The sequence below is a fragment of the Mesorhizobium sp. M0968 genome (genome assembly GCF_040319065.1).
In the GTDB taxonomy this organism is placed as follows: domain Bacteria; phylum Pseudomonadota; class Alphaproteobacteria; order Rhizobiales; family Rhizobiaceae; genus Mesorhizobium.
The window spans coordinates 125,577-150,010 of record NZ_JAMYNL010000004.1; the positions used below are offsets into that span (position 1 = coordinate 125,577).

Here is a 24,434-nt window from a genome sequence, read left to right on the forward strand (position 1 = left end):
TGCTTTGATCACGCTATTCGGCTTTAATTTCTTCCGCAAGCCGAAAACGGCCAAGACCGGGATTGCCCATGCAGAAGGCCGCCATCGAAAAGAACAATGAGGTGATCGCAGCCCAGCTTACGCCGGTCGGCCGCGAGACCGTGCAGGATCGCGTCTATTCGGAGCTGCGCCGCGCCTTGATCGGCGGCCTTTTCGAGCCGAGCCAGGTGCTAACCATCCGCGGCCTCGCCGACGCGCTGGTCACAAGCACCATGCCGGTGCGCGAGGCGCTCGGACGGCTGATCACCGAGAAGGCGCTGGAGGCGCTTCCCAACCGTTCGGTGCGCGTGCCGCCGATCACGCTGGAGCGCATCGACGACCTCTTGCGGGCCCGCTCCCTGATCGAGGGCGAAGCGATCGCCCTGGCCGCCACGCGCATGAACGCGCGCCAGATTGCTTCGGTCGAGGCCATGCTCGGCGAATGGGACGAGATGCGGGCGCTGAAGCACAAGAAGGATATCGACCGCGAGGCCACGCTCAACCAGAGCTTCCACTTCGAGATCTACCGTTGCTGCGGTTCCGCCGTGCTGATCCCGATGATCGAGAGCCTGTGGTTGCAATCCGGGCCTTGCATCCGCGTTGCCATCTACGCCTTCTCCGACGCCGGCGAGGTCGATACGGCCCACTACCACCGCAGCATCGTCGCAGCGCTTGCGAGGCAGGATGCGCAAGCGGCGCGCGAGGCGCTGGTGGCCGATATCAGCCGGCCCTTCGCCTTTCTGCGCGACAAGCTCCAATCCACAAGCAAGGAAGGATTGAGGGCATGACGGCGCCTGGCATCAGCATCACCGAGCCACGCTCGAAGCTTTCCGTGACCGCGCTTCTGTTGCCTGAAAAGGCGCCCGACAACGCCGCCTTCCTGCTGGCGTATCTCGAGCAGCCGCGCGTCGTTTCCGGCATCCATGCTATGTGGACGGGGCCGGAAATCTCCTGCCCGGTTCCATCAGCCGAACTTGAGGGCCAAACCTATGCCAGGCCCTTGCCGGCGGAGAACGCAACGCTGACGCCGCAGCCGGGCGACATCGTGTTGTCCTACGTGCCGCCGCGCATGTGGGGCGGCAACCCGAATGCCATCTTTGACGTCGGCCTGTTCTACGGAGCGGGTGCACGCCTGCTGTTCCCGATCGGCTGGCTTGCCGGAAGCGTCGTCGCGCAGGTGGTGCCTGAGGATCGCGACAAATTCGCAGCTGCTTGTGGCGTGATCCGCCGCAACGGTGCCTGCGACATCACCTTCACCCGGGTGGAGATCTGAATGGCTGAGACCGACGACAGTTTTGAGCTCTTCGACCTTCGCGTCGAGGCGGTTATCCCCGAGGGCAAGCCGATCTATTGCGGCGCCAAGCCCGTCGACTATTTCGAGTTGAAGGGCGAGATGCTGTCGATGCCGGCGGGGCAAGGTTTCTCGATCTATTCCATTGCGGCAGTGTTGCCGCTTCTGGCCGCAAAGCAGCGCCCGACCCACAGGAACGACTGGATGACGTCGGACGCCGAGATCGCTTGTCCGGATCCCAATTGTGCCAGCCGGCTGAGGATCGTCAGGACCGGCAAGCGGCGGTTCAGCCATGCCGAAACGACGGCGGTGCCGCTGCCGAAGGAGAATGACCGGAGATGACCGCCAAGGCTTTCGAGCTCAGCCCCGGCTATACGATCTCGCGCGTTATTCGCGGCGGCTGGCAGCTTGCCGGCGGGCACGGCGCCATCGACCGCCAACAGGCGGTAACCGACCTGATCGCCACCTTCGACGCCGGCATCAGGACCTATGATTGCGCCGATATCTATACCGGTGTCGAGGAGCTGATCGGCGCGGCACGCCTGCGCCTTGCCAATGAGCGTGGCCTTGATGCTGCCGCCAAGATGAAGGTGCACACCAAGCTGGTGCCTGACCTCGAACGGCTTTCCACGATCAGCCGCGACTACATCAGCAGCATCGTCGAGCAATCGCTGCGGCGGCTGAAGACCGAGCGGCTCGATCTCGTGCAGTTCCACTGGTGGGACTATGCGCTGCCCGGCTATGTCGAAGCGATGGGCTGGCTCAACGAAATCCGCAGGGAAGGCAAGGTGCGCAACATCGGCACCACGAACTTCGACACGCCGCGGTTGGCCGAGATCCTGGCCGCCGGTGTGCCGCTGGTCAGCCAGCAATTGCAATACTCGGTGCTCGACCAGCGGCCAGCCAACAGCCTTGCAGCGCTCGCCAGCCGGCACGGCGTCAGTTTCCTCTGCTACGGTTCGGTGGCTGGCGGCTTCCTCAGCGAAAAATGGCTTGGCGCTGCCGAGCCGCAGACGCCGCTCGAAAACCGATCGCTGGTCAAATACAAGCTGATCATTGACGACTTTGGTGGCTGGGAGCTTTTCCAGGAGTTGCTTCGCACACTGAAGGCCGTCGCCGACCGCCACGGCGTCGATATCGCCACCATCGCCAGCGCCTGGGTGCTGGAGCAGCCGCAAGTGGCGGCCATCATCGTCGGCGCTCGCAACCAGGCGCACGCCCTTGCCAATGCCAGAATCATGGACGTCGCGCTCGATGCCGACGACCGGGCGAGGATCGCTGCCGTGATCGCGCAAAGCCGTGGGCCGCTGGGAGACGTCTACACTTTGGAACGCGACCGTCACGGCCGCCACGGCTCGATCATGCATTACAATTTGAATGCAGGCAGGAAATGAACGCGGCCATGGACGAAAAGCCCTCCTTGCTTTCCCGCGCCAGCGCCGAGGTGGTCGATCTCCACCGCTTCTTCGTCGACTGGTTCAATGCGGCGAGTGCGGACAATTCAGATTTCAGGCGCTTCGAACGCGTCATGGGCGAAGGCTTCCGCATGGTTGTGCCGGACGGCCAGGTCCTCGATCGTGACGCGGTGCTCGACCATGTCAGGGCAAGCCGCGCCACTTGTGACGGCGATTTCACCATCTCGATCGAGGAAATCCGGGCCGGCTGGCAACAAAGCGACACGATCGTCGTCAGCTACATCGAAGCGCAGCAGCGCGCCGGCAAACATAGCCGCCGCCGCTCAAGTGCCGTTTTCACCACCAGTTCATCGGCGCCCAACGGCGTCGAATGGCGACATCTGCATGAAACCTGGCTGCAGATGCCGGAAGGCTGAACAGGCTCAAGACATCAATGAGAGTCGTGTAACGAAAGGGGAACAGCAATGAAAAAGACCATACTTCAGATCACCACCGCGCTCGCACTGCTGACAGCGGCCGGCGCAGCGCAAGCCGCCGATTGCAAGATCACCGTCGGCCTCGTCATGGAACTGACAGGCCCGGCCGGCGAGTACGGCCAGGCCGGCGCCAAATCGGTCGAGATGGCCTTCCGCGACATCAACGATGCGGGTGGCGTCCGCGGCTGCGATCTCGCAACCGACACGCGCGACAGCCAGAGCCAGGGCAACATTGCGGTCGACGCCGCGACGCAACTCGTGCAGGTCAAGAAGGTGCCAGTGATCATCGGCGGCATCATCTCCTCGGTGTCGATCCCGATCCTGACCTCGGTCACCGCTCCGGCCAAGATAGTCCAGGTGTCGCCTGCTTCCTCGTCGCCGACGCTGACGGCGCTCGGGCGCGACGGCAAGACCAACGGCATCTTCTTCCGCACCATCACATCTGATGCGCTGCAGGGCGTCGCCGCCGCCAAATATGCCATCGACAAAGGCTTCAAGAAGCTGGCGGTCATCCACGTCAACAACGACTTCGGCGTCAACATGGTGGCGGAATTTTCGCGCGCCTATAAGGCACTCGGCGGCACCATCGTCTCCGACACGCCCTACAATGAAAAGCAGTCGAGCTATGCCTCGGAAGTGACGGCGGCGATGGCCGGCGAGCCCGACGGGCTTTATCTCGTCAGCACGCCTGTCGACGGCGCAACCATCGCCCGCACCTGGATTTCGCAGGGCGGTGTCCAGAAATTCCTGCTCAATGACGGCATGAACAGCCCGGACTTCATCGAATCCGTTGGCGCGGATTATCTGAAGGATGCGTACGGCACTTCCTCCGGCACCAGCCCGACCGCATCGACCGAGTATTTCACCAAGAACTACAAGGAATTTTCGGGCATCGAACCGTCGAACCCGGCGGCCGACCGGTCGTATGATGCCGGCGCCATCGTCGGCCTGGCCATCGCCATTGCGGGCTCCGAGGATCCAGCCAAGATCAAGGAGGCGATGTACAAGGCGGTCGACCCGGCCGGCACGCCGATCTATGCCGGCAAGGACGAGTTCGCTAAGGCGCTCGGCCTGATCAAGGATGGCAAGCCGATCCGCTACGAAGGCGTCATCGGCCCGGTCGCCTTCGACAAATACGGCGACATCACCGGCCCGTTCCGCCTCTGGAAGATCGTCGACGGCAAGGTGACGACCGACGGCGAAATGACGACGGATGACGTCAACGCCTTGCAGGCGAAGCTTCAGTAAGCCGCCTATGTCTTGTCCGGCATCGATCCCATTCCATTGAGCTTGATGCCGGACACTTGCATGTCCTGTTGCCGGTCAGGCCGGCCTGGAAACGACCACCGCACCAGCCCAGAGCGGCCTCGGTTCAACGCAGCTTTGACACCACCCACGGTCGAGCCGACGAGATCGGCAATCTCTTCCAGCGAATAGTCGAAGACATCCTTGAGCAGGACGCAGGCGCGCTCCTTGGGCGGCAGATGGATCACCAGCCGCTCGATGGCGCGATCCGCGCCCTGGCCCGCCGTCCAGCGAAATGAAGCTGCCCACGATCAATTTTCTCATCGCGTGTCTCCGGTTGCGCAACAGGCATCCAGTCGGATCCAAGAACCGGCGCAAACGAACCGGCCCGACGGATGACCACAGGATGCTTGCCTGAGACGTTTCCGGTTCGACTTTGGATACGCGTGAGAATCGTTTGAGCTAATAAAGCGGCTTGGCCATATGCCGGGGGGTCGGCCATTCCGTCGTTATCCCCGGCTGCACCGGCCGCTCGAGATAGGTCGACAGGACCACATAGCTTCGGGTCGAGGTGACGCCGGGTGTTTCGTAGAGGCGCGACAGCAGGCCCTCGAGCGCCCGCGTGTCCTCGGTGCGGACCTTGATCAGCATGCATGTGTCGCCGGCCACCGAATGGATCTCCTCGACTTCGGGGTGTTCGGAGATTGCCATCAGCTCCGGCGTCTTTCCCCACCCCTTTGTGTCGATATGGACGAAGGCAAGCAGCGGCTTGTGCACCGCCTTGGGATCGATGATGACCGCGGTGTTGCGGATGGCGCCGCTGCGCCGGAGGCGCTTGACGCGTTCATGGGCTGCCGGCGGTGAAAGGCCGACGCGGTCGCCGAGCTCGGCATAGCTGATCGTGGCGTCGTCGACCAGAACGCCTAATATTTTTCGGTCGGTTGCATCGATATCGCGGGCGGCGGGCCTGTTCTGCGGAATGCCATCTGTTTCTTCATCCATATTAAAATTCCCGATTGATGCAGAATTTAATACGGCCATTATTGCCATATGTCGAACACTGATCAAGTCGCAATATTTACAGCAAGGCCGCCTATCCCGGCCCTCGCTTACCTCCTCACCGGATGCATTGCCGTGATCGGCTCGAACTCGCTGGTGCTCGGTCCGATCGCACCGGCGGTGGCCGCGTCCTTCGGCACAAGCGTGCCGGCGGTTATGATCGCGTCCGCCGCGTTCGGGCTCGGTACGTCGGCGAGCGCCTTGTTCCTGGCGCGCTATATCGATCGGCTTGGCGCCCGTCGCATGCTGCAAGGGGCGTTGCTGCTGCTGGCGATAGCGCTCGTCGCCAGCGCCGCTGCGCCGACCGTGACGACGCTGGTCGCGGCCCAGCTTCTCGCCGGCATCGCTGCAGGTGTCGCGATGCCGGCAATCTATGCCAGCTCCGCCGCGATTGCGCCGCCCGGTCGTGAAAGCGGCACCATAGGCGTCGTGCTGACCGGCTGGACGCTGAGCATGGTCGCCGGGGTTTCGCTGTCGGCCGTGCTTGCCGATCTGGTGCATTGGCGCGCCGTATTCGCTGCGGTCGCGGTGCTCTCAGCACTCGCCTTGGCCAGCCTGTCGCTGACCTCGCTCAGCGATGTCAGGAAGAGCGGTCCGGCACCGACGCCGCTGGGTGCGTTGGCCGTTCCGGGCATAGTGCCGCTGCTGGTCGCCTGCGCGGCCTTCATGACCGCGTTCTACGGCATCTACGGCTATCTGGGCGATCACCTTCACAACGGCTTGGGACGGCCGGTCAGTGCCAACGGGCTGGCCGCGCTCGCCTATGGTGTCGGCTTTGGCGCGGCGGCACTTCTTGACGGCGTTATCGACCGCTTAGGCGCGCGGCGTGTCATGCCATTTGCCTATCTGCTTGTCGCGGTCGTCTATGTAGTGATTGCCGCGGCAAGCAGTAGTTTTCATCTGACCATAGTGGTGATAGCCGTCTGGGGCCTTGCCAATCATTTCGGGCTGAACGTCCTGGTGATGCGCCTGTCGGCGCTCGACCCTGCGCGGCGCGGCACGATCATGGGCTTGAACAGCGCGGTGACCTATCTCGCGGTGTTCGTCGGCACCACGGCGTTCGGACCGCTTTATTCCACGTTCGGTTTTGCCACATCGGCGGTGGTTGCAGCCTTGCTCATGCTGATCGCTGCTGCGGCGGCGGCGTGGCGTTCGCCGAGGCTATAGCGCAGCAAGGCTTGCGTCTCGGTCCGGTCCTTCGATAGATGCTTGGTGGATGGACAGTACAACGCTTGAGACAACCGCCGATCCCTTGCCGCACGAGCTGGCTTTTCTCGGAGAGCGGCTTGCGGCGTTCAACGACAGTGATGTCGGCGCCTCCTGCAGGAAGGCATTGGCCGTGTTCGTGCGCGATGAGCACGGCGCTATTGTCGCCGGCATCTCGGGATATACAGCCTGGGGCTGGCTCTATGTGCAATGGCTCTGGGTCGATGAAAAACTGCGCGGCCAGCGCATGGCCGGCAGGATGCTCGAGGCGGCCGAGGGGGAGGCGATCGCGCGCGGCTGTCACGGCGCCTGGATCGACACGTTCAATCCCAAGGCGGCCAAGGCCTATGAGCGCCAGGGCTATCAGCCCTTCGGCGTGCTTGCCGATTTTCCCGTCGGCCGCAGCCGCATCTTCCTGCAGAAGAGGCTGAAGCCTGACTAGCCGGCAAGGCGTCCGCCGCACATCGGCTCTGGCACGCCGGTCGTACTGGGGAAGCTGATCGGCAAGCCCCTGAGCACGCGCACTGCCAGGAACGCAAAACACTCCGCCTCCACCGCATCGCCCTTCCAGCCAAGCGCCTCGGCCGGAATCGCTTCGACGTCAGCGCGGCTGGCAAGCATGGCCATGATCGTTGGGTTGTGTCGACCGCCACCGCTGACCACCAGCCGCTTCGGCCGGCGCGGCAGAAGATCGAGCGCCTTGCCGACGGCGGCCGCGGTGAAGGCCGTCAGCAGGGCTGCGCCGTCCTCGGCGTTCATTCCGTCCGCCATTGAGGCGCCGAAATCGAAACGGTCCAGCGATTTCGGGTAGGGTTTGGTCAAATACGGATGCTGCAGGAGCTTGGCCAGCCGCGCTTCGTCGACCGTGCCGGCGCGGGCAAGGGCGCCGTCGCGGTCCATTTCGCCGAGCCCCTTCGATTTGATGAAATCGTTCAGCGGTGCGTTGGCGGGCCCGGTGTCGAAGGCAACAACATTGTCCGTGCCATCCCACCAGGTGATGTTGGCGACGCCGCCGAGATTGAGCACCGCCGTGTCGCCGGTGGTGTCGGCTTCGCGCAGCAGCGCGGCGTGATAGGCGGCCGACAGCGGCGCGCCCTGGCCGCCGGCGCGCATGTCGGCCGAGCGGAAGTCATAGGCGACCCTGGTGCCAAGGATGGCATGCATCAGCTCGCCGTCGCCAAGCTGGCGGGTCTGGCCCAGTCGGCCCACTTGCGGGGCACGGTGCAGCACGGTCTGGCCGTGGAAGCCGACGACCCCTATATCGGCCATCGTCAGCCCGTGGCTTTCGACCAGATCCTTGACTGCCGCGGACTGGGCGCGCGTCAGCGCTTCCTCTGCCTCATCGAAGATTGCCGGTTCCGGCCCTGTGAAATTCCAGCTCCTTGCCTGCCGCAGCGTCTCTTCCAGCAAGGTCCGGATCGACTGCGGGTAGGGGGCAAGCGTGTAGATGCCGAAGTCGTCAATCCGTTCGCCGTCGGTCTTGATCAGCGCGACATCGATATTGCCGTCCAGCACGGTGCCAGTCATCAGGCCGACGGCCCACATGGGTTCGCCATTTTTCGGATTCATGGTTGTCAGGCTCCGTTGACGAGATCGCCGACCGCTTGGCGAAGCGCTGCGATCCCGCTGTTGAAATGACGTGTCGGATGGATCCGGTTGGTGAGCAAGGTCCAGGCTCTGCCTTTGTCGAAGTCGACCCACAGCCCGACACCGGTAAAGCCGGTATGCCCGATGGTTTCGGGGCTGCATAACCGGCCGCCGGACCAGCCTTCGTAGGGTCGCTCCCAGCCATGGGTGCGGGTTGCCGACAAGGGCGTGCGCATTAGCGCGATCGAACGCTGCGACGCGCCGGTCCCGTCCAGCAGCCCTTGCGCAAAGTCGAGGACCGAAGCCGCCATTCCGAACAGACCGGCGTGACCGGCACCTTGCAAGGCCGAGCAATTGTCGTCGTGGACTTCGCCGCAGAGCACGCGATGACGCCATGTGCAGTCTTCGGTCGCCGCCGCTTGATCCCGTTCGGCGGAGAACGCGAAGCCCGGACCGGGATCCATCTCGCGAATGGTCTTGCCAGACAGGCGCTCCAGGACGAAGCCAAGCAGGATGAAGTTGATATCAGAATAGACCGGCTCGCCAGCCTGCCATTCGCGCTGCAGGATGAAGGCGCGCAGCAGGTCCGGATCGTGGCCATAGGTGTAGATCGGCGCGACGGCGGGAAACGGTGTCTGATGGCCGAGACACTGGCGAAACGTTACGTTCCGTTCCCAGGCTTTTTCGTCATATTGGCGAAGGTCGGGCAGGACGGAAATCAGCGGCGCGTCGAGGTCGATGACGCCTTCTTCCGCCAGTGCCAGGATACGCGACGTGGTGAAGATGATTTTGGTCAGCGAGGCCAGGTCGAACCATGTCCCGACATGCATCGGCCGTATCTTGGGCACGGTTTGAGCCCAACCGATTGCCCGGACGATGCGTTCGCCGTCCCCGTCAACTATGCCGAGCACGCCGCCCGGAATGCGCGATGCGGCCACGGCCGCTTCGAGCGGGGCGAATGCGCGGGAGAAGAAATCATGGTCGATCAACTACGCCTCCGTTTGGAAGGCAGCGATGGGGCTGTCCCTCCGGCCTTTCGTATCCTTGGGCGACAATCATCACACTTCCACCCGTGCTCTATGATCCGGCCCGAATTGCTGCCAATTAGCCGGCCCCGGCTCAAACCCCAGCGGACGCACGAGCGAGGGGACCTGGCGCGTGTCCAGCTCGAAACGTTCATGCCGCCGGTCTATAGTAGGAACGGCCGCGATAAGCTGTTTGGTATAGGAGTGCTTCGGCTCCGAGAGCACCGATCTGGCATCGCCGATCTCGACAATCTGGCCGGCATAGATGACCGCGATGCGATGGGCGATCCGCTCGACGACAGCCATGTCATGCGAGATGAACAGATAGGCCAGCCCGAATTCACGCTGCAGCTCGATCAAAAGCTCCAACACCCTGGCCTGCACCGACACATCGAGCGCCGAAACCGCTTCGTCGAGGACGACAACCGAAGGATTGAGCATCAGCGCGCGAGCGATGCACAGGCGTTGCCGCTGGCCGCCGGAGAATTCGTGCGGATAGCGCTGCAGGCTGTTTTCCGGAAGGCCGACGCGTTTCAGCAGCGCGGCCATTTTCGCCCGCGTTTCAGCAGTTATCCGTCCGCCGGTAGCGATCACAGGCTCTGCGAGGATGCTTTGGATGGTGAGTCTGGGATTGAGCGAGCCATAGGGATTCTGGAACACCATCTGCATGGGCAGGGTGCTCTGCCCGGCGACGGGCTTGCGCGTGCTGGCCGAGATTGTGCCGTGCGTCGGGCGCACCAGCCCCAGAATCGCGCGGGCGGTAGTGGACTTTCCGGAACCGCTCTCGCCGACGACCGCCAATGTCTCGCCCGGCATTAGCTCGAAATCCACCCCGTCCACCGCGTGCACGGCACCGCTGGCGCGGCTGAAAAACCCAGCCTTGACCGGAAACCGCACTACGAGGCCATCGACCTTCAGCGCCGGGTCGGCAGCTTTTTGCGTTTCGCGTTGCACGTCCTTGCGTGCGGCACTGCCGCCGGCGAAATGCGGCACCGCATGAAGCAGATGCCGCGTATAGGGATGCCGCGGATCGTCCAATATCTGGTTCAATGCGCCCTGCTCGACAGCTTCTCCGCCCTGCATCACCATCACCTTGTCGGCGATGCCTGCAACCAGACCGATGTCGTGGGTGATGAAGATCATCGACATCCCGGTTTCCTGCTTTAATTCGGCGAGCAGCGCCATGATCTGCGCCTGCACCGTAACATCCAGCGCCGTCGTTGGCTCGTCGGCAATGAGCAGGCGCGGGTTGCACGCAATCGCCATGGCGATCATCACCCGCTGCAGCATGCCGCCCGACAGCTGGTTGGGCGTGTATTTCAGCCGCCTCGCTGCGTCGGGAATACGGACGCGGTCGAGCGCGTCCTTGGCTGCCGCCGTTGCTTGTCGTCCGGTCAGGCCGCGATGCAGGCGAAACGATTCCTCGATCTGCCAGCCAATGGTCAGCACCGGATTGAGCGAGGTCATCGGCTCCTGGAAGATCATGCCGATTTCGCCCCCGCGGATCTTCGTCAATTGCGGCTCGGCTGCGGCTGTCAGGTCGAAGGTGCTGCCGTCGGCCCGCCTCAGCTTGATCGACCCGCCGGTGATGCGGCCGCCGCCATAATCGACAAGGCGATTGATCGACAGCGCCGTAACCGATTTGCCCGAGCCGCTTTCGCCGACGATGGCCAGCGTTTCGCCGTCGGCGAGATCGAAGCTGACGCCGCGCACGACCTCATTGGCTTGCGGGTTGCGGCCGAAGCCGACGCGCAATCCGCTGACGGACAGCAGCGGGATCATGCGATCGATCTCCGCATCTTCGGGTCGAGGACATCGCGCAACGCATCGCCGAGCAGGTTGAAACCGAGGATGCCGATCATGATCGCCACGCCCGGGAAGATCATCAGCCAGGGAGCTGTCTCCATCAGATTGCGGCTGTCGCTCAGCATCAGGCCGAGCGACGCGGCGGGCGGCTGCGTGCCGAGCCCGAGGAAGCTTAAGCCGGCTTCGGTCAGCAGTGCCCAGGCCAGCGCCAGCGTCACCTGAACCGTCAGTGGCGCCACCAGATTGAGCAGCAGATGCCGTGTTACGATATAGCCCGCACTGCTGCCGAACGTGCGGGCCGCGTCGACGAACTCGCGCGCCTTGAGCGACAGAGCCGGACCTCGCACGACGCGCGTGAAGATCGGTGTGTAGACGACGGCGATGGCAATGACGCTGGTCGAGGTTCCCGGTCCCGCAACCGCGACGATCAGCAGCGCCAGCAGGATCGCCGGGAACGCCAGCACAACGTCCATGATGCGCATCACCATGCCGTCCCAGCGGCGCCCGAACCAGGCTGCCGCCAGCCCGAGCACGGTGCCGGCCAGTGTCGCAAAGGCGACCGAAAAGAAGGCCACGATGAAGGACTGGCCGATCCCGGTCATCAGCCGACTTGCGACATCGCGGCCGAACAGGTCCGTGCCCATCCAGTAGATGCCGTCAGGCGCATGCAGTCGCTCGACCCGGTGCTGCGTCAGCGGATTGTGCGGCGTCAGCCCCAGCATGCCAAGCACGGCAAGCAGCAGATAAAGCGCAACGATGGCACCGCCGATCCGGCCGCTGGGATGCGCAAATATAGCCCGCAATGTCGCCATCAGTGCTCGCTTAACCGGATACGCGGGTCGAGCGCGACATAGGCGAGGTCGACGAGGAGATTGACGATCATGAAGTTGAAGGCGATGAATAGCACGCTTCCCTGCACCAGCGCGTAGTCGCGCTGCAGGATGGCATCCAGCACCATGCGGCCGAGACCGGGCAGCGCATAGATCTGCTCGACGATGACAGCTCCGCCCAGGAGGTAGCCGAACTCTATGCCGCTCAGCGTCACGACCGGGATGAGCGCGTTGGGCAAAGCATGCCGCCAGATGACGCCGCGCGCCGAAACGCCCTTGCTACGCGCCGTCCTGACATAGTCGTCGCTGAGCACATCGAGCATCGCCGAACGCGATATGCGGGTCACCGAAGCCGCGAAGGCAAATCCAAGCGTGACCGCAGGCAGCAACAGCTGGCCGAGATTGCGCAGCGGATCCTGCCACAGCGGCGAAAACTCGCCCATCGCCGGCAAAACGCCAAACCCCGCCGACAGCGTGTAGATGATCAGCAGGGCAAGGACGAAGTTCGGCGTCGACTGCCCGATCATTGCGACAACGCGCACGCCGAGGTCGGATAGCTTTTCATTATGGGTGGCGGCAAAAATCCCGGCCGGCATGCCGACAACCAGGGCGATGATCATCGACAGCAAGGCGAGTTCCAGCGTTAGCGGGAAACGCTCGAGGATGACGTCGAGTACCGGCCTGCCATAGGTGGACGAAATGCCGAGATTACCTTGGAAAAGACCAAGCAGCCAGCGCCAGTACTGGATGAACCAGGGCTGGTCGATGCCGAAATAAGCTGCAAGCGCATCGCGCTGCTGCGGCGTCAGCAGGCCGGCTTCGGTCCCCAGCATTGCCGTGATCGAATCGCCCGGAACCATCCTGATCGCCAGGAACACCACGATGGACACGCCAAGCAGGACGAGAGGGAAGGTCGCCAGTCGCCGCATCAGATAGTTCACGCGAAGAATATCCTCTCGTCCGGCATCAAAGCAGCTACTGGATCGTCACCTTGGCGAGGCTGAACAGCGAACCTGTCGGCACCGGTTCGAATCCTGCGATATTCTTCTGCTGTGCCGTGTAGCTGTAGGACGTGTAGAGCCAGATCCAGGGCGACATCTCAGTGATGTGCTTCTCGAAGTCGGCGAAGATCGCTTTGCGCGCTGCCGGGTCGGTCTCGGTGCGGCCCTTCTGCATAAGACTGTCCAGCGTGTCGTCGACATAGTTCGCCACCTTCTGCAGATTGCCCGTCTTGGTCCAGTAGCGGTTGTACATAGTGTAGGGATCGGCCCTGCCGCCGTTCAGCGCGACGGCCATGTCGAAATCGCCCTTCAGCCAGGCGTCGACATAGACGTTGAGCTCCATCATCTTGATGTCGAGCTTGACGCCGATTTCTGCGAGTTGCGACTGGATGACCTGGGCTTCCGCCGCTGCCGTCGGCGGCTCGCCGGTGGCGCCGATCACGGTCGCCGAAAAGCCGTCGGCATACCCGGCTTCGGCCATCAACTGCTTGGCCTTCTCAATGTCGCGCTTATAGCAGAACAACTGCTTCGGATCGGTCGCCAGTGCCGGGATGGTCAGCGGGCCGGTGACCTTGCCTTCGCCGAGCGAGGCGGTGTCCAGCACTTCCTGCCGGTCGATGGCGCAGGAAATCGCCTGACGCACCTTGAGTTCGGTCATCGGTTTGCGGGAGGGATTGAGCTGCAGCACGTGATAGGCAAGCACCGGCACGCGGTTCAACTGCAGGCTGGCCTCCTTGGGCACCAGCGTGGCGACAAGCGGATCGTTGAGCAGGGCAAAATCGATCTGCTTGGTGCGCATCGCCGCCAGGATCGCCGTCTCGTCCGGCAGCACGCTGATATCGATGCCGTCGACGCCGGTCGCGCCGCCTGCCCAGTCCTTGTTGGCGACAAGCACTTCCTTGGAATTCGGATCCCATTTTTCGAGCTTGAACGGACCCGAGCCGATCGTTGTCGTGCCGATCGAGCCAGTCGCGATTTCGCTTGCCGGGACGATCGCCGCGTTGACGTCGCTCATCGCCGTCAGGATCGGCACGTCCGGCTGCGAGAGGTGGAACACGACGGTGGCTGGATCGGGCGTGTCGATGCTGGCGATCGAGAGAAAGTTCGCGCGCGCCGCAGCACCCGTCTTCTCGTCGAGTATACGCTCGAACGATGCCTTGACGTCGGCCGAGGTCACGGCGGCGCCGTTCTGGAATTTTGCTTTCGGATTGAGCTTGAAGCTCAGCTCCTTGCCGCCCGGCGAGAACTGCCATGAATCGGCAATCGCGGGCGTGATTTGCAGGTTTGCGTCGAGCCGCACCAGCGGTTCGTAGATCAGCTCCAGCAGCCGCAGTGAGGAGAATGCCGTCTGCTTGTGCGGATCAAGACCGGTGGCGTCCTGCGACCACGCCATATGCAGCGTCGCCGCACTCGCCTGCACCGGTAGCGCGGCGATGCCAACCATTGCCGCGAGCGTCATGCCGGAAAGCAGTTTCTTGCCAATGTGCCGTACCATTGTCGTCTCCCATTATTGTTAAACCAGATGCCTTGCAGTTCCCCGGACCGCTTCAAAGGGACACACGCCCCGGAACATCGGCCCAGTATCCATGCGGTTTTACACCGTCTTTTCGCCTATCGCCTTGCGCAGGAAACCTCCCGCGTTGGCAAGCGCCTTACGTGCTTCTTCGACACCCATGCCGGTGATCGTCACGAGGATTGCCAGTTTTACATCATTGCCGGTCTGGTCGAGTGCCTGTCGTGCCTGCTGTGCCGCGCAGCCGGTCGTCTGCATCACGATCCTGACCGCCCTTGCGACAAGCTTCTTGTTGCTTGGATTGAGGTCAACCATCAGGTTCTGATAGCTCTTGCCGATGCGGATCATACTGGCGGTGGACAGCATATTGAGCACCAGCTTTTGCGCGGTTCCCGATTTCAGCCGGGTCGAGCCGGTGAGGACCTCCGGGCCAACCACCGGAGAGATGGCAATATCGGCAATGCCGGCAATGGTCGATCGAGGATTGCAGGACAACGCCACGGTGGTGGCTCCCACCTCCTTGGCATAGGTCAGGCCGCCGATGACATAAGGTGTGCGTCCGCTGACAGCGATGCCGACCACCACGTCGTCGGCGGTCAGCTTGATGTCCTGCAGCGCCTTTATTCCCTGTTTCGGATCGTCCTCGGCGCCTTCCGCAGAGTGCACCAGCGCGTCGACGCCGCCGGCGATCAGGCCCACCACCATGTCCTCGGGTACGCCGAAGGTCGGCGGGCATTCCGAGGCGTCAAGGACGCCGAGCCGGCCGCTGGTGCCAGCCCCCATATAGACAAGGCGTGCACCGTCCTGGAACGCGCTCACGATCCGGTCCACGGCCGCAGCAATATCGGGGATGACCTTCTCGACGGCTGCCGCAACGCCTTTGTCCTCGTCATTGATCTTGCGCAGCACCTCGAGGGTCGGCAACAGATCGATGTCCATGGTTTTCGGGTTCCGGTCCTCGGAAACCAGCCGCTCCAGCTCCGACATCAACCCTTGTTCGACCACTTCGCTTACTTTCAAGTGCGACTGCGAGCAGGACTGTGATGCCCACAGCAAGCGGCGTCCAGTGCCTGCACCTGGCCGTCGGCTCCGTACCGGCTGCGCCGGTTCTGTTTCGTTAACTTTTTAGAATTCGATATTCCCTGTGTCAACGGAAAGTAGGAATATTATATTCCTTGCGAGCAAGGCATCACTGGCGGCAGAGGGATTTTCTGGCCAGGATTATGGCTCCCGAAACCGCGTCGCCGTCGGCCGGCTTCAGCCGTCGGCGGACGTCGGGAGCGAGCCATGGCTCAAGCGGGCTGGACAACCCTCCGAGCAGCGTAACCCGCGGCGCGCCTTTTTCGAACAGCACCCGCACGAAGGTGTCGATCTGCTCGGCAGCGCCTTGCACGATCCGCCGACCGGCCGGATCGCCCTGATCGGCATGGCGGATCACCATCGGCGCCAGGGCGGCATAGTCCGTCGCACTGGCGCGGTCCATCCAGGCCACCGCCTCGAACGGATCGTCCTTGAAGCGCTGCATCACCTCGGCCAGCAGCGCCGTCCGCTCATGCCGACCGTCATGGGCTCGCAAGGCAAGCTGCACTGCCTTCAGTCCGAGATCGGCGCCGCTGCCCTCATCGGAAATCGGAAAACCGTAGCCGCCGACGCGCAGGTCGCGCCCTTCGACAAAGCCGAGCCCGATCGAACCGGTCCCGGCTATGACGATGGCGCCGTCTTGACCCGAATGCGCGCCAAGGCAAGCCGCGACGCCGTCGCTGACGAAGTCGATGCTCGCAAAGGGTTGTTCGATGCCATGAAACGCCTCGAGCGCACCCTTACGGCCGATGCCGGCAACACCGATACCCGCGCGGATCCTGGCGATTTCCGCCGCCGTGAACCCTCCCTCTTCGATCGCCGCGCCAAAGGCTTTGGCAATCGAGGCCCAGGCCACCTCTATACCGAGTCGCGTTGTCGCCGGGCCCGACAGGCCTTGCCCGAGCACGGTTCCTGCCTCGTCTTCGATACGCGCCCGGCAGCCGGTTCCGCCGCCATCGACGCCCAGGAAATAATGCGGAGACGCGCCACCGGCACTCATTGCCTTATTCGTTCGATCTGGGCGCCGCACAGCCGGAGCTTGCGGTCCAACTGCTCGTACCCGCGGTCGAGATGATAGACGCGATTGATCGTCGTCTCGCCCTCCGACACCAGCGCTGCTAGCACCAGCGAGACGGAGGCGCGCAGGTCGGTCGCCATCACTTGCGCGCCCTTCAGCTTCTCGCCTCCGCGCACCAGCGCCATGGTGCCTTGCAGCTTGATATTGGCGCCGAGCCGCATTAGTTCAGGCACATGCATGAAGCGGTTCTCGAAGATCGTCTCGCGCAACAGCGAAGCGCCCTCGGCACAGCACATCAACGCCATGAACTGCGCCTGGAGATCGGTCGGAAAGCCCGGATAGGGCTCCGTCGTCACGTCGACCGCCTTGAGCGGCCCGTCTCTCGATACGATCAGCCCGCGGTCGCCCGGCCATATTTTCACACCGGCTGCTTCGAGGAGCTGGACGACGGATGCCATGTGCTCGAGCCGCGCGTGGGTCAGCTCGAGCTGACCGCCGGTGACGGCCGCTGCGACGGCATAGGTGCCAGCCTCTATCCGGTCCGGAATGATGTCGTGCGTGGCGGCGCGCCAGTCTGTGCTGCCCCCGATCAGGATGCGGTGCGTGCCGGCGCCCTCGATCCGCGCGCCCATGTCGTTCAGGCAGGCGGCAAGATCGGCCACCTCCGGCTCGCGGGCCGCGTTGAGGATCTCGGTCTCGCCGTTTGCCGTCGTCGCCGCCATCATCGCCGTTTCGGTCGCGCCGACCGACGGCGAGCTCAAAACGATGCGCGCGCCTTTCAGTCCGCCCGGCGCAGACGCGACGATCAGTCCGTTTTCGATCGCGATATCGGCGCCAAGTGCGGCAAGTGCGGCGACATGCATGTCGACCGGCCGTGCGCCGATCGCGCAGCCGCCAGGCAGCGAGACCCGGGCATGGCCGAAGCGGGCAAGCAGTGGACCGAGAACCAGCACCGTCGCGCGCATGCGCCTGACGGTATCGTAGCTTGTCTCCCTGGAAGCGGCAGCACTGGTATCGATTGTGGCGGCATGCGCCGATCTGGTGACTTCGGCCCCATGAAGGCCGACGACGCCAAGCATGTTGTCGATATCCGTCACCTCAGGCAGGTTGGTCAGCTGCAGCGGATAGGGGCTGAGCAACGCCGCCGCTATTTGCGGCAAGGCCGCGTTCTTGGCGCCGGAGATCGTCACCGCGCCCTCAAGCCTGTGCCCGCCGACGATCCGCAATTTGTCCATGGCTCTGACCTAATCCCGAGCTGTCGGCGAGTCTACGATCTTTTCATGTCCGAATCGTCGACATGCCCGAAGGCTGGGCCGCAACCGCACCAGTCGAGATTTGATGGTTCATTCTTGGCTGTCAATCAGAGGCGGAATAATTTATTCCTTGGCTTGGCGTTGTCTATGACAGGCAATGGGGGAACGCATGTCCGTCCTGAAGAAGATCGAGGCCAAGCTCGAAGTCATGGCGCCCGGCGACCGCGAGATCGGTCAGTATATCGTCGATAATCCCGACCAGATGCTCCGCCTGTCGACGGCGGCGCTTGCCGCCGAGATCGGCCGCAGCCAGTCGAGCGTCGTCAAGTTCAGCCAGAAGCTCGGCTATTCCAGCTATCAGGAGCTTAAGCTCGCCGTCAGCGAGGCCAAGTCGCAGGAATGGCACGTGCCGGCCGGCATGATCCACGGTTCGATCGAGGTCGGCGACAGCTATCTGGTCATCCTGCGCAAGCTGATCGGCAGCAAGCTTTTGTCGATGCAGCAGACCGTCGCGGCCAACACCGAGCAGGAAATCGGCAAGGCCCTCGAAGCATTGAATGGTGCGCGCCGCATTCATTTGGCCGGCGTCGGCGCATCCTCGCTGGTGGCGCGCGATTTTTCCTACAAGCTGATGAAACTCGGCCGCAACGTGCTGCACGACAGCGACAGCCATGTGCAAATGGCCAATGTCTCGACGCTTGGAAGAGGTGACGTGCTGTTCGCGCTCTCCTATTCCGGGGCGAGCATCGAAACCCTGCGGATAGCTGAACTTGCCCGCAAACGTGGCACCACCGTGATCGCCGTCACCGGACTTCGCGACAATCCGCTGAGCCGGGTTGCCGACATTCGCCTCCACACGATCGCCGATGAAGAGCGCGCGCGCTCGTCATCGATAACTGCGCGTGATGCACAACTGACGCTGACCGACCTGCTGTTCATCCTGCTCGTGCAGAAGCAGCCTGACGCCAACGAATACGTCCACAACAGCGAATTGGCCGTCTCGGTGCTGAAGGCTTAGTGGTGTTCGCAGTCTCGCGTTAAGGCTCCCTGTTCTCGGAGAAATGCCCGCGCCGTAGGGCCTTCAGCGCGAGCGCGTCCGATAGGTCGACACAAGTGGCCTGACCAAATGTGGGCACCCGACCGGAAATGCCCAGGTCCAAACAACTGTTGACAACAGCATCTGTTGTTATATCAACATTCAGCCTCGAATTCGACGGCCGGGTGAGACAATGGACGACCTTGGAGCACAGGAACAAGCGGTTCTCGACCTCATTGCCGCGAACCCATTCGCCGGCCAGCAGGACATAGCAACGGTGCTCGGCATCGCCCGCTCGACGGTTGCGGCCCACATCGTGCAACTCGTCAACAAGGGATACATTCTCGGCCGTGGTTACGTCTTGCCGACGTCCAAGCGCATGGTCTGCGTCGGCGGCGCGGTGCTCGACCGCAAATACCACGCCAAGAAGGATCTGATTTTCGAGACGTCGAACCCGGTCGACGGCTATCGCAGCTTCGGCGGGGTTGCCCGCAACGTCGCCGAAAACCTTGCCCGCCTCGGCGTCGACATAAGCTTCGTCTCGATCGTCGGCGACGATGAAACCGGCCGCTCGCTGGTGCGGCATCTGCGCGACCTCGGCGCCGATGTCAGCCAGGTCATCACCACCACGGAACGGCCGACGGCGGAATACGCGGCCATCCTCGACCGCAACAACGACCTCGTGCTCGGCATTGCCGACATGGAGATCTTCGATCTGTTTTCGTCGTCCTATCTCGACCGCGTCTGGCCGCATCTGGCTTCGGCGACATGGGTGTTCATCGACTGCAATCTGCCGGCCGCGACCCTCGCAGCACTGATGTCGCGCAAGCAGGGTGCGCGCTTCAAGCTCGCCGTCGACACGGTATCGGCGCCGAAATCAGCGCGCCTGCCGAAGGACCTGACCGGCATCGATCTTCTGTTCACCAATCATGACGAGGCCAATACGATGCTCGGCATGACGGATGCCGACAGGCGGCTGACGCCGGAGGAAGCAGCGGCAGCGCTGCGCGCGGCCGGCGCCGGCGAGGTGATCGTGACCGTGGGCGCGCATGGATTTGCCGTTGCGACTGAGAGCGGTGTGACGACCATGCACTCCGTCCCGGCGCAGCCCGTCGATATCACCGGCGCCGGTGACGCGATGATCGCCGGCACACTGTACAAGGTGCTTTCGGGTGAGCCGGTCGCTCATGCCGTGCGCACCGGCGCGCTGCTTGCCACACTGACCACCGAGAGCGAAGCCAGCGTCCATCCCGATCTGTCGCCGCGCTTCCTTGCCGCCGGCATGTACCGCATTCCTGCCTGAAAGCGAGATGATATGAAACCTTTCCTTGTCCACCTGAACGATGAAGTCGCTGCTGCGCTTGATGAAGGCCGCGCGGTGGTGGCATTGGAATCGACGATCATCACCCACGGCATGCCCTATCCGGCCAATCTGGAAACTGCCCGTGGTGTCGAGACCGTGGTGCGTGAAAACGGCGCCGTGCCCGCCACAATCGCAGTGGTCGCCGGCAAGATCAAGGTTGGCCTCGACGACCGTGAGCTGGAAGAGCTGGCAGCGGCAAAGGGCGTGGTCAAGGCTTCCGGGCGCGATCTCGCCGCCATCATGGTGCGCGGCGGCTCGGCCGGAACCACCGTCTCGGCGACGATGCGGATCGCCGCGTTAGCCGGGATCGGCATTTTTGCGACCGGCGGCGTGGGCGGCGTGCATCGCGGCGCCGAAGCCACTTTCGATATCTCCGCCGACCTGACCGAACTCGGCCAAACCGGCACGACCGTGGTCTGCGCCGGAGTTAAGTCGATCCTCGATATTGCGAAGACGCTGGAATATCTGGAAACTCAGCGCGTGCCGGTGATCGCCTATGGGAGCGATGATTTTCCGGCTTTCTACACCCGCTCCAGCGGGCTCAAGGCCGATCATCGCCTCGACACGCCCGACGAGATCGCGCGAGCCATGCTGCTGCATGACGAGATGGAATCCGGCACCGGCATTCTCGTCGCCAACCCTATTCCCGAAGCGGACGCGCTCGATCCGGCGTTCATCGACGGCACGATCGCAGCGGCCGTGGCTGAGGCCGAGAAGCGCGGCATCGGGCGCAAGGAACTGACGCCGTTTCTGCTCGCACGCATCAATGAGCTTTCGCAAGGCCGCAGCCTGAAGGCCAACATCGCGCTGGTCCGCAACAACGCCGCGCTTGCTGCCCGCATCGCGGTTGCGCATGCGGAATTGAAGGGCGCGACCAGATAGAGACAGCGCCCGGCCAGCGCTACGCACCTTCGATTTCAGCCCGGCGCGAGGTCGAAGATGCGCCCGGCATTGAGGATGTTGTTCGGGTCGAAGGCTGCTTTCAGGCGCCGCATGGCCGCGATCTCGGCGTCGCTGCGCACAAGGTGCAGCCATTCCTTCTTGTCCAGGCCGATGCCATGCTCGGCCGAGACGCCGCCGCCAGCCGCGGCCACGCGCCGGTAGACGATGTCGTATGCGGCCGCCGGATCCCCGGTGCGAACCTGATAATGCAGATTGCCATCGCCAAGATGGCCGAAGACGTAGATGTCGGCGCTGCGGTCGACGGCCTTGATGACGGCTTCTGTTTCGCCCAGGAAAGTCGCCATTCTCGCCAGTGGGATGCTGATATCGACGCCGATCAGGCCTGCCATCGAAAACAGGAAACGGTTGGCCTCCTCGCGCACCGCCCAGAGCGCCCGGAATTCGCGCGGCGATTGCGAGACGACCACGTCGTCGATCACGCCATCTTCAACCGCCTGCATCAGCACCGCGGCAAAACGTTCGCGGTCGCGGTCGGGCTCGCTGCCCTGTATCTCGGCAAGCACATAGACGGGCGAGCCGACCGGCAGCGGCGCCGGCGCCTCCATGCCGGCGATCATGGCGCCATAGAGCGGTGCGAAATTCACCTCATAGGCCGATAGCAAGGGCCCGAGCTTCCGCCTGAGCAGCGCAAGCAACGTGATCGCCGCGTCCAGCGAAGCAAGCGCGCAGAAGGCATTGATCTCGGTGGCCGGCTTCGGATGCAGCCGCAGGCATGCGCGCGTGACCACGCCGAGCGTGCCTTCGCTGCCGATGAACAATTGGCTGAGGTCGTAGCCGGAGTTGTCCTTCGCCAAACCCTTGAGCGAGGTCAGGATACTGCCGTCGGCAAGCACCGCTTCCAGCCCAAGCACCTGCGCCCGGTACATGCCGTAGCGCAGCACACGGATGCCGCCGGCATTGGTGGCGACATTGCCGCCGACGGTGGCCGTGCCGCGCGCTCCGATGTCGACGCCGAACAGCAAGCCGGCCGCATCGGCGGCTTCCTGCACCGCTTGCAGCGGCGCGCCGGCCTCGGCGATGATGGTCGCCGCCTCGCGGTCGATAGCCTCAACGGAAGTCATGCGCTCCAGCGACAGCACCGCTTCGCCGCGCTGGATGCGCGCCGCGCCCGCAAGACCGGTGCGGCCACCCTGGACGACGAGCCTTTGCCCGACCTCGTTGCACAGGCGCAGAATGTCCGACACCTCGCCGGTCGTGCGTGGACGCAAGACGATCGCCGGCGGCGCGCCGTCCTTGCCGTCGGGGTCTTCCCGGTAGCGTGGTCCGGCCTCCTCAGCCGAGACAATCGCTGACCTGTCCAGCCGCTTTTCCAGCCGCGACAGAAGCTCGGTAATTTTCTGCGACATGTGGCTCAAGGACATGAACGGCCCGGGCGCATCGACGCGGCCGGGAGAGGGAAGGGCGAGGGCTGTGAAAGCGGCCGTGGCTGATTTCTACTGTTCAGCAAATGTGCGGAAAACCCGCCAAGAATACAGCCGGTTGTCTTCGCCATGCGTCGCTCCTGTAACAGGTCGACCATAGGCGCGGCCGGCTATTTGTCAAACCTTTGACCGCAAGCGCTTACCTGCGGGCGGCCCAGTATTCTGGACCGAGGCAAACGCTCACTCACGCGTCCCAGGCGCCTCAGCCTCGGCGCAAATGAGCTTGATGTCGGCTCCCGCCGCCCAGGCGCCGATATCCTCCCGCCGCAGTGCCGCCGCCATCATGTCCGGAAACAGATCCGGGGTGCAGGCGAAGACCGGAATGCCAAGTGCCGCGAGCCGCGCTTCTCCCCGCCTCGACGCAGTATAGATAGCGGTTTGTGAAGAATTATTATAGCTCTGGCATGGTGAAGATTGGCATGCCTTGGCCCTGTTTTGATGGACCCAGGACGTGCCTCAGACGCAAATAGTATCGACTGTTATTCGGCGGACAGAACGGGCTTTGGTAGCCGGCGGCCTTGGCGGAAGCGTTCAGGCTCTGCCCTTCAGGAACTCGATCACCATTGCCGCGGTCCAGGTGAAGCGATTGCCGCCGAGCGGCTCGCCGTTGAGGGGATCGTAATATTCGGCAAAACCGCTCTCGGCGATCAGCTCGAGACTGGATTGCGTGATGCGTTGTGCGATTTGGCTGTGGCCGGCGACGGCAAGGCCGTCGGCGATCATGTAGTTGACCACCAGCCAGACCGGGCCGCGCCAGTAGCGCTTTGGGTCGAAGCGCCCATCCTCAGGATCGTGCGACGGGACGATGCAACGCGTTTTGCCGGCGATGCGCTCGATCGTTGCAGCGATGGTCGCTGCCCGGCTTTCCGGGATGGCCGAAAATACCGACAGAATGCCGCCGACCGACGCGCTGTCAACATGCTTTCCGGCCACTCGGTCGAAACAAATGTACTGGCCATGCGCGTCGCTCCACAGCCGTTCCATTGCCGAAAGCCCCTTTTCGGCACGGGCGCGATTGGCTTCTGCGATTTCGGTTTCGCCAAGTGCCTCGGCGAGATCGGCAAGGTCGGCGGCGGAACGGATCAGGATGGCGTTGAAGCCGGGATCGACGACCTGGAATGGCGAGGCATCGTGCAGCCGGGCATTGTCCCAGCCAAGCCCGCGGAAATGCTGCAACAGCCAGACATAGCGGTCATACTGTGCCTTGGTTGGACGATGCGCCGGATCGGCGTGCAGGATGTCGCGGCGGGTGTAGGGCTCGACGCCTTCGGTCGGCACGCGCTCGAACGCCTCGTCCCAGTCGATCGAGTTGTCGCGACCGGACTCCCATGGGTGGATTATGGCGACCAGCCCTTCGCCGTCCGGGTCGCGATTTTCGTAGAACCAGCGGTGCCAGGCATCGATTTTCGGCAACAGTGCGCGGGCGCGCTCGGCCGCCGGGGTCTTGTCCTTGGCCTGGTCGAACAAGCGGCGCACGGCAAAGCCGGCGACCGCCGGCTGGGTGATGCCGGAGGTGGCAGTCGGGCGATTGGTTCGCCAGACCTCCGGCCCGGGGAAATAGCCGTCGCTCCAGACATGGAAGACGATGTGCGGCACCATGCCGTCTGGCCATTGGTGGGCGAACAGCGTGTCGATCTCGGTCCAGGCGCGCGCCTCGTCATAGTGGGCAAGGCCGAGCGCGGTCAGGCAGGAATCCCAGTTCCACTGAAACGGGTAGAGGCCCTTGGTCGGTATGGTGTAGGTGCCTTGGTCATTTTCCCTGAGCACCTCGACGGCGCGGGCGATGGTTTCGTCGACAGCAAGAGATATCATCGGGCGTTCGTACTTT

Annotated in this window: 24 protein-coding genes; 11 read left to right on the forward strand and 13 right to left on the reverse strand. The window is 63.4% G+C overall.

The features are described from left to right. The first annotated feature begins 68 nt into the window (after positions 1-68). Genes NKH67_RS08565 through NKH67_RS08590 form a run of 6 tightly spaced genes read left to right on the forward strand, consistent with a single transcriptional unit; the run spans position 69 to position 4,448 of the window. Positions 69-806, forward strand: coding sequence for a GntR family transcriptional regulator (locus NKH67_RS08565; RefSeq protein ID WP_352502975.1), 738 nt, complete (start codon positions 69-71; stop codon positions 804-806). Next, a complete protein-coding gene (locus NKH67_RS08570) occupies positions 803-1,291 on the forward strand; it encodes a DUF3830 family protein (protein ID WP_352452384.1) in 489 nt (162 codons plus the stop codon). The genes NKH67_RS08565 and NKH67_RS08570 overlap by 4 nt, the downstream gene beginning before the upstream one ends. After that, a complete protein-coding gene (locus NKH67_RS08575) occupies positions 1,292-1,651 on the forward strand; it encodes a TIGR04076 family protein (protein WP_353030572.1) in 360 nt (119 codons plus the stop codon). Further along, a complete protein-coding gene (locus NKH67_RS08580; protein ID WP_352819069.1) occupies positions 1,648-2,703 on the forward strand; it encodes an aldo/keto reductase in 1,056 nt (351 codons plus the stop codon). The genes NKH67_RS08575 and NKH67_RS08580 overlap by 4 nt, the downstream gene beginning before the upstream one ends. An 8-nt stretch (positions 2,704-2,711) precedes the next feature. Beyond that, on the forward strand, positions 2,712-3,140 hold the full coding sequence (locus NKH67_RS08585; RefSeq protein WP_352819071.1) for a DUF4440 domain-containing protein: 429 nt from the start codon (positions 2,712-2,714) through the stop codon (positions 3,138-3,140). A gap of 48 nt (positions 3,141-3,188) precedes the next feature. Then, positions 3,189-4,448, forward strand: coding sequence for an ABC transporter substrate-binding protein (locus NKH67_RS08590; RefSeq protein ID WP_352472226.1), 1,260 nt, complete (start codon positions 3,189-3,191; stop codon positions 4,446-4,448). A 5-nt stretch (positions 4,449-4,453) separates the two neighbouring features. Here NKH67_RS08590 and NKH67_RS08595 read toward each other — a convergent pair whose 3' ends face one another. Both NKH67_RS08595 and NKH67_RS08600 read right to left on the reverse strand, forming a co-directional pair. Next, positions 4,454-4,705, reverse strand: coding sequence for a sigma factor-like helix-turn-helix DNA-binding protein (locus NKH67_RS08595; RefSeq protein ID WP_502893733.1), 252 nt, complete (start codon positions 4,703-4,705; stop codon positions 4,454-4,456). 202 nt (positions 4,706-4,907) lie between these two features. Further along, the gene (locus NKH67_RS08600) at positions 4,908-5,447 is read right to left on the reverse strand and encodes an Lrp/AsnC family transcriptional regulator (protein WP_352452390.1); all 540 of its coding nucleotides are present in this window, start codon (positions 5,445-5,447) and stop codon (positions 4,908-4,910) included. Positions 5,448-5,495: 48 nt separating this feature from the next. Here NKH67_RS08600 and NKH67_RS08605 point away from each other — a divergent pair, with 48 nt between their 5' ends. Together NKH67_RS08605 and NKH67_RS08610 are read left to right on the forward strand one after the other, a co-directional pair. Then, complete coding sequence (locus tag NKH67_RS08605; RefSeq protein WP_353030575.1) at positions 5,496-6,671, forward strand: MFS transporter; 1,176 nt, start codon at positions 5,496-5,498, stop codon at positions 6,669-6,671. A 49-nt stretch (positions 6,672-6,720) separates the two neighbouring features. Beyond that, entirely contained in the window at positions 6,721-7,152 is a 432-nt protein-coding gene (locus tag NKH67_RS08610) for a GNAT family N-acetyltransferase (protein WP_352993983.1), read from the forward strand. On the opposite strand, the gene NKH67_RS08615 is transcribed toward NKH67_RS08610, so the two are convergent. The 9 genes from NKH67_RS08615 to murA form a co-directional block, all read right to left on the reverse strand. After that, positions 7,149-8,279, reverse strand: coding sequence for an anhydro-N-acetylmuramic acid kinase (locus NKH67_RS08615; RefSeq protein ID WP_353030577.1), 1,131 nt, complete (start codon positions 8,277-8,279; stop codon positions 7,149-7,151). The genes NKH67_RS08610 and NKH67_RS08615 overlap by 4 nt on opposite strands. A 5-nt stretch (positions 8,280-8,284) precedes the next feature. Then, complete coding sequence (locus tag NKH67_RS08620) at positions 8,285-9,286, reverse strand: serine hydrolase domain-containing protein (protein WP_352472236.1); 1,002 nt, start codon at positions 9,284-9,286, stop codon at positions 8,285-8,287. Between the two features lie 69 nt (positions 9,287-9,355). Continuing rightward, positions 9,356-11,104 carry an ABC transporter ATP-binding protein gene (locus NKH67_RS08625; protein WP_352993978.1) on the reverse strand — a complete coding sequence of 583 codons (1,749 nt, stop codon included), beginning with the start codon at positions 11,102-11,104 and terminating at the stop codon, positions 9,356-9,358. Further along, positions 11,101-11,940 carry an ABC transporter permease gene (locus tag NKH67_RS08630; protein WP_352472238.1) on the reverse strand — a complete coding sequence of 280 codons (840 nt, stop codon included), beginning with the start codon at positions 11,938-11,940 and terminating at the stop codon, positions 11,101-11,103. Before NKH67_RS08630 ends, NKH67_RS08625 begins: the two co-directional genes overlap by 4 nt. Next, the gene (locus tag NKH67_RS08635) at positions 11,940-12,899 is read right to left on the reverse strand and encodes an ABC transporter permease (protein WP_352502985.1); all 960 of its coding nucleotides are present in this window, start codon (positions 12,897-12,899) and stop codon (positions 11,940-11,942) included. The genes NKH67_RS08630 and NKH67_RS08635 overlap by 1 nt, the downstream gene beginning before the upstream one ends. Before the next feature lie 34 nt (positions 12,900-12,933). After that, entirely contained in the window at positions 12,934-14,454 is a 1,521-nt protein-coding gene (locus tag NKH67_RS08640; protein ID WP_352502986.1) for an ABC transporter substrate-binding protein, read from the reverse strand. Positions 14,455-14,553: 99 nt separating this feature from the next. Further along, the gene (gene murQ / locus NKH67_RS08645; RefSeq protein ID WP_352542256.1) at positions 14,554-15,477 is read right to left on the reverse strand and encodes an N-acetylmuramic acid 6-phosphate etherase; all 924 of its coding nucleotides are present in this window, start codon (positions 15,475-15,477) and stop codon (positions 14,554-14,556) included. A gap of 184 nt (positions 15,478-15,661) precedes the next feature. Continuing rightward, entirely contained in the window at positions 15,662-16,552 is an 891-nt protein-coding gene (locus tag NKH67_RS08650) for a glucosamine kinase nucleotide-binding domain-containing protein (RefSeq protein WP_352542245.1), read from the reverse strand. Next, entirely contained in the window at positions 16,549-17,805 is a 1,257-nt protein-coding gene (murA, locus tag NKH67_RS08655) for a UDP-N-acetylglucosamine 1-carboxyvinyltransferase (protein ID WP_352502988.1), read from the reverse strand. The genes NKH67_RS08650 and murA overlap by 4 nt, the downstream gene beginning before the upstream one ends. Before the next feature lie 187 nt (positions 17,806-17,992). On the opposite strand from murA, the gene NKH67_RS08660 reads away from it, so the two are divergent. The 3 genes from NKH67_RS08660 to NKH67_RS08670 all read left to right on the forward strand — a co-directional run bounded on the left by NKH67_RS08660 (position 17,993) and on the right by NKH67_RS08670 (position 21,104). Then, positions 17,993-18,841: a MurR/RpiR family transcriptional regulator gene (locus tag NKH67_RS08660; RefSeq protein WP_352472245.1), complete on the forward strand. Its 849-nt coding sequence runs from the start codon at positions 17,993-17,995 to the stop codon at positions 18,839-18,841. A gap of 211 nt (positions 18,842-19,052) precedes the next feature. Next, the gene (locus tag NKH67_RS08665; protein ID WP_352819094.1) at positions 19,053-20,162 is read left to right on the forward strand and encodes a carbohydrate kinase; all 1,110 of its coding nucleotides are present in this window, start codon (positions 19,053-19,055) and stop codon (positions 20,160-20,162) included. 12 nt (positions 20,163-20,174) lie between these two features. Beyond that, positions 20,175-21,104, forward strand: a complete 930-nt coding sequence (locus NKH67_RS08670) for a pseudouridine-5'-phosphate glycosidase (protein WP_352502990.1) — start codon at positions 20,175-20,177, stop codon at positions 21,102-21,104. A gap of 35 nt (positions 21,105-21,139) precedes the next feature. On the opposite strand, the gene NKH67_RS08675 is transcribed toward NKH67_RS08670, so the two are convergent. Both NKH67_RS08675 and NKH67_RS08680 read right to left on the reverse strand, forming a co-directional pair. Then, a complete protein-coding gene (locus tag NKH67_RS08675) occupies positions 21,140-22,531 on the reverse strand; it encodes an FAD-binding oxidoreductase (protein WP_353030580.1) in 1,392 nt (463 codons plus the stop codon). A 606-nt stretch (positions 22,532-23,137) separates the two neighbouring features. After that, positions 23,138-24,418 (reverse strand): amylo-alpha-1,6-glucosidase, encoded by a 1,281-nt coding sequence (locus NKH67_RS08680; protein ID WP_352542240.1) that lies wholly within the window; start codon positions 24,416-24,418, stop codon positions 23,138-23,140. Between the last annotated feature and the right edge of the window lie 16 nt (positions 24,419-24,434).

Coding starts and splice junctions, on each gene's coding strand:
- NKH67_RS08565 (WP_352502975.1), top strand. CDS start 69: ATGCAGAAGGCCGCCATCGAAAAGAACAATGAGGTGATCGCAGCCCAG.
- NKH67_RS08570 (WP_352452384.1), top strand. CDS start 803: ATGACGGCGCCTGGCATCAGCATCACCGAGCCACGCTCGAAGCTTTCC.
- NKH67_RS08575 (WP_353030572.1), top strand. CDS start 1,292: ATGGCTGAGACCGACGACAGTTTTGAGCTCTTCGACCTTCGCGTCGAG.
- NKH67_RS08580 (WP_352819069.1), top strand. CDS start 1,648: ATGACCGCCAAGGCTTTCGAGCTCAGCCCCGGCTATACGATCTCGCGC.
- NKH67_RS08585 (WP_352819071.1), top strand. CDS start 2,712: ATGGACGAAAAGCCCTCCTTGCTTTCCCGCGCCAGCGCCGAGGTGGTC.
- NKH67_RS08590 (WP_352472226.1), top strand. CDS start 3,189: ATGAAAAAGACCATACTTCAGATCACCACCGCGCTCGCACTGCTGACA.
- NKH67_RS08600 (WP_352452390.1), bottom strand. CDS start 5,447: ATGGATGAAGAAACAGATGGCATTCCGCAGAACAGGCCCGCCGCCCGC.
- NKH67_RS08605 (WP_353030575.1), top strand. CDS start 5,496: ATGTCGAACACTGATCAAGTCGCAATATTTACAGCAAGGCCGCCTATC.
- NKH67_RS08610 (WP_352993983.1), top strand. CDS start 6,721: ATGGACAGTACAACGCTTGAGACAACCGCCGATCCCTTGCCGCACGAG.
- NKH67_RS08615 (WP_353030577.1), bottom strand. CDS start 8,279: ATGAATCCGAAAAATGGCGAACCCATGTGGGCCGTCGGCCTGATGACT.
- NKH67_RS08625 (WP_352993978.1), bottom strand. CDS start 11,104: ATGATCCCGCTGCTGTCCGTCAGCGGATTGCGCGTCGGCTTCGGCCGC.
- NKH67_RS08630 (WP_352472238.1), bottom strand. CDS start 11,940: ATGGCGACATTGCGGGCTATATTTGCGCATCCCAGCGGCCGGATCGGC.
- NKH67_RS08640 (WP_352502986.1), bottom strand. CDS start 14,454: ATGGTACGGCACATTGGCAAGAAACTGCTTTCCGGCATGACGCTCGCG.
- NKH67_RS08650 (WP_352542245.1), bottom strand. CDS start 16,552: ATGAGTGCCGGTGGCGCGTCTCCGCATTATTTCCTGGGCGTCGATGGC.
- murA (WP_352502988.1), bottom strand. CDS start 17,805: ATGGACAAATTGCGGATCGTCGGCGGGCACAGGCTTGAGGGCGCGGTG.
- NKH67_RS08660 (WP_352472245.1), top strand. CDS start 17,993: ATGTCCGTCCTGAAGAAGATCGAGGCCAAGCTCGAAGTCATGGCGCCC.
- NKH67_RS08665 (WP_352819094.1), top strand. CDS start 19,053: ATGGACGACCTTGGAGCACAGGAACAAGCGGTTCTCGACCTCATTGCC.
- NKH67_RS08670 (WP_352502990.1), top strand. CDS start 20,175: ATGAAACCTTTCCTTGTCCACCTGAACGATGAAGTCGCTGCTGCGCTT.
- NKH67_RS08675 (WP_353030580.1), bottom strand. CDS start 22,531: ATGTCGCAGAAAATTACCGAGCTTCTGTCGCGGCTGGAAAAGCGGCTG.
- NKH67_RS08680 (WP_352542240.1), bottom strand. CDS start 24,418: ATGATATCTCTTGCTGTCGACGAAACCATCGCCCGCGCCGTCGAGGTG.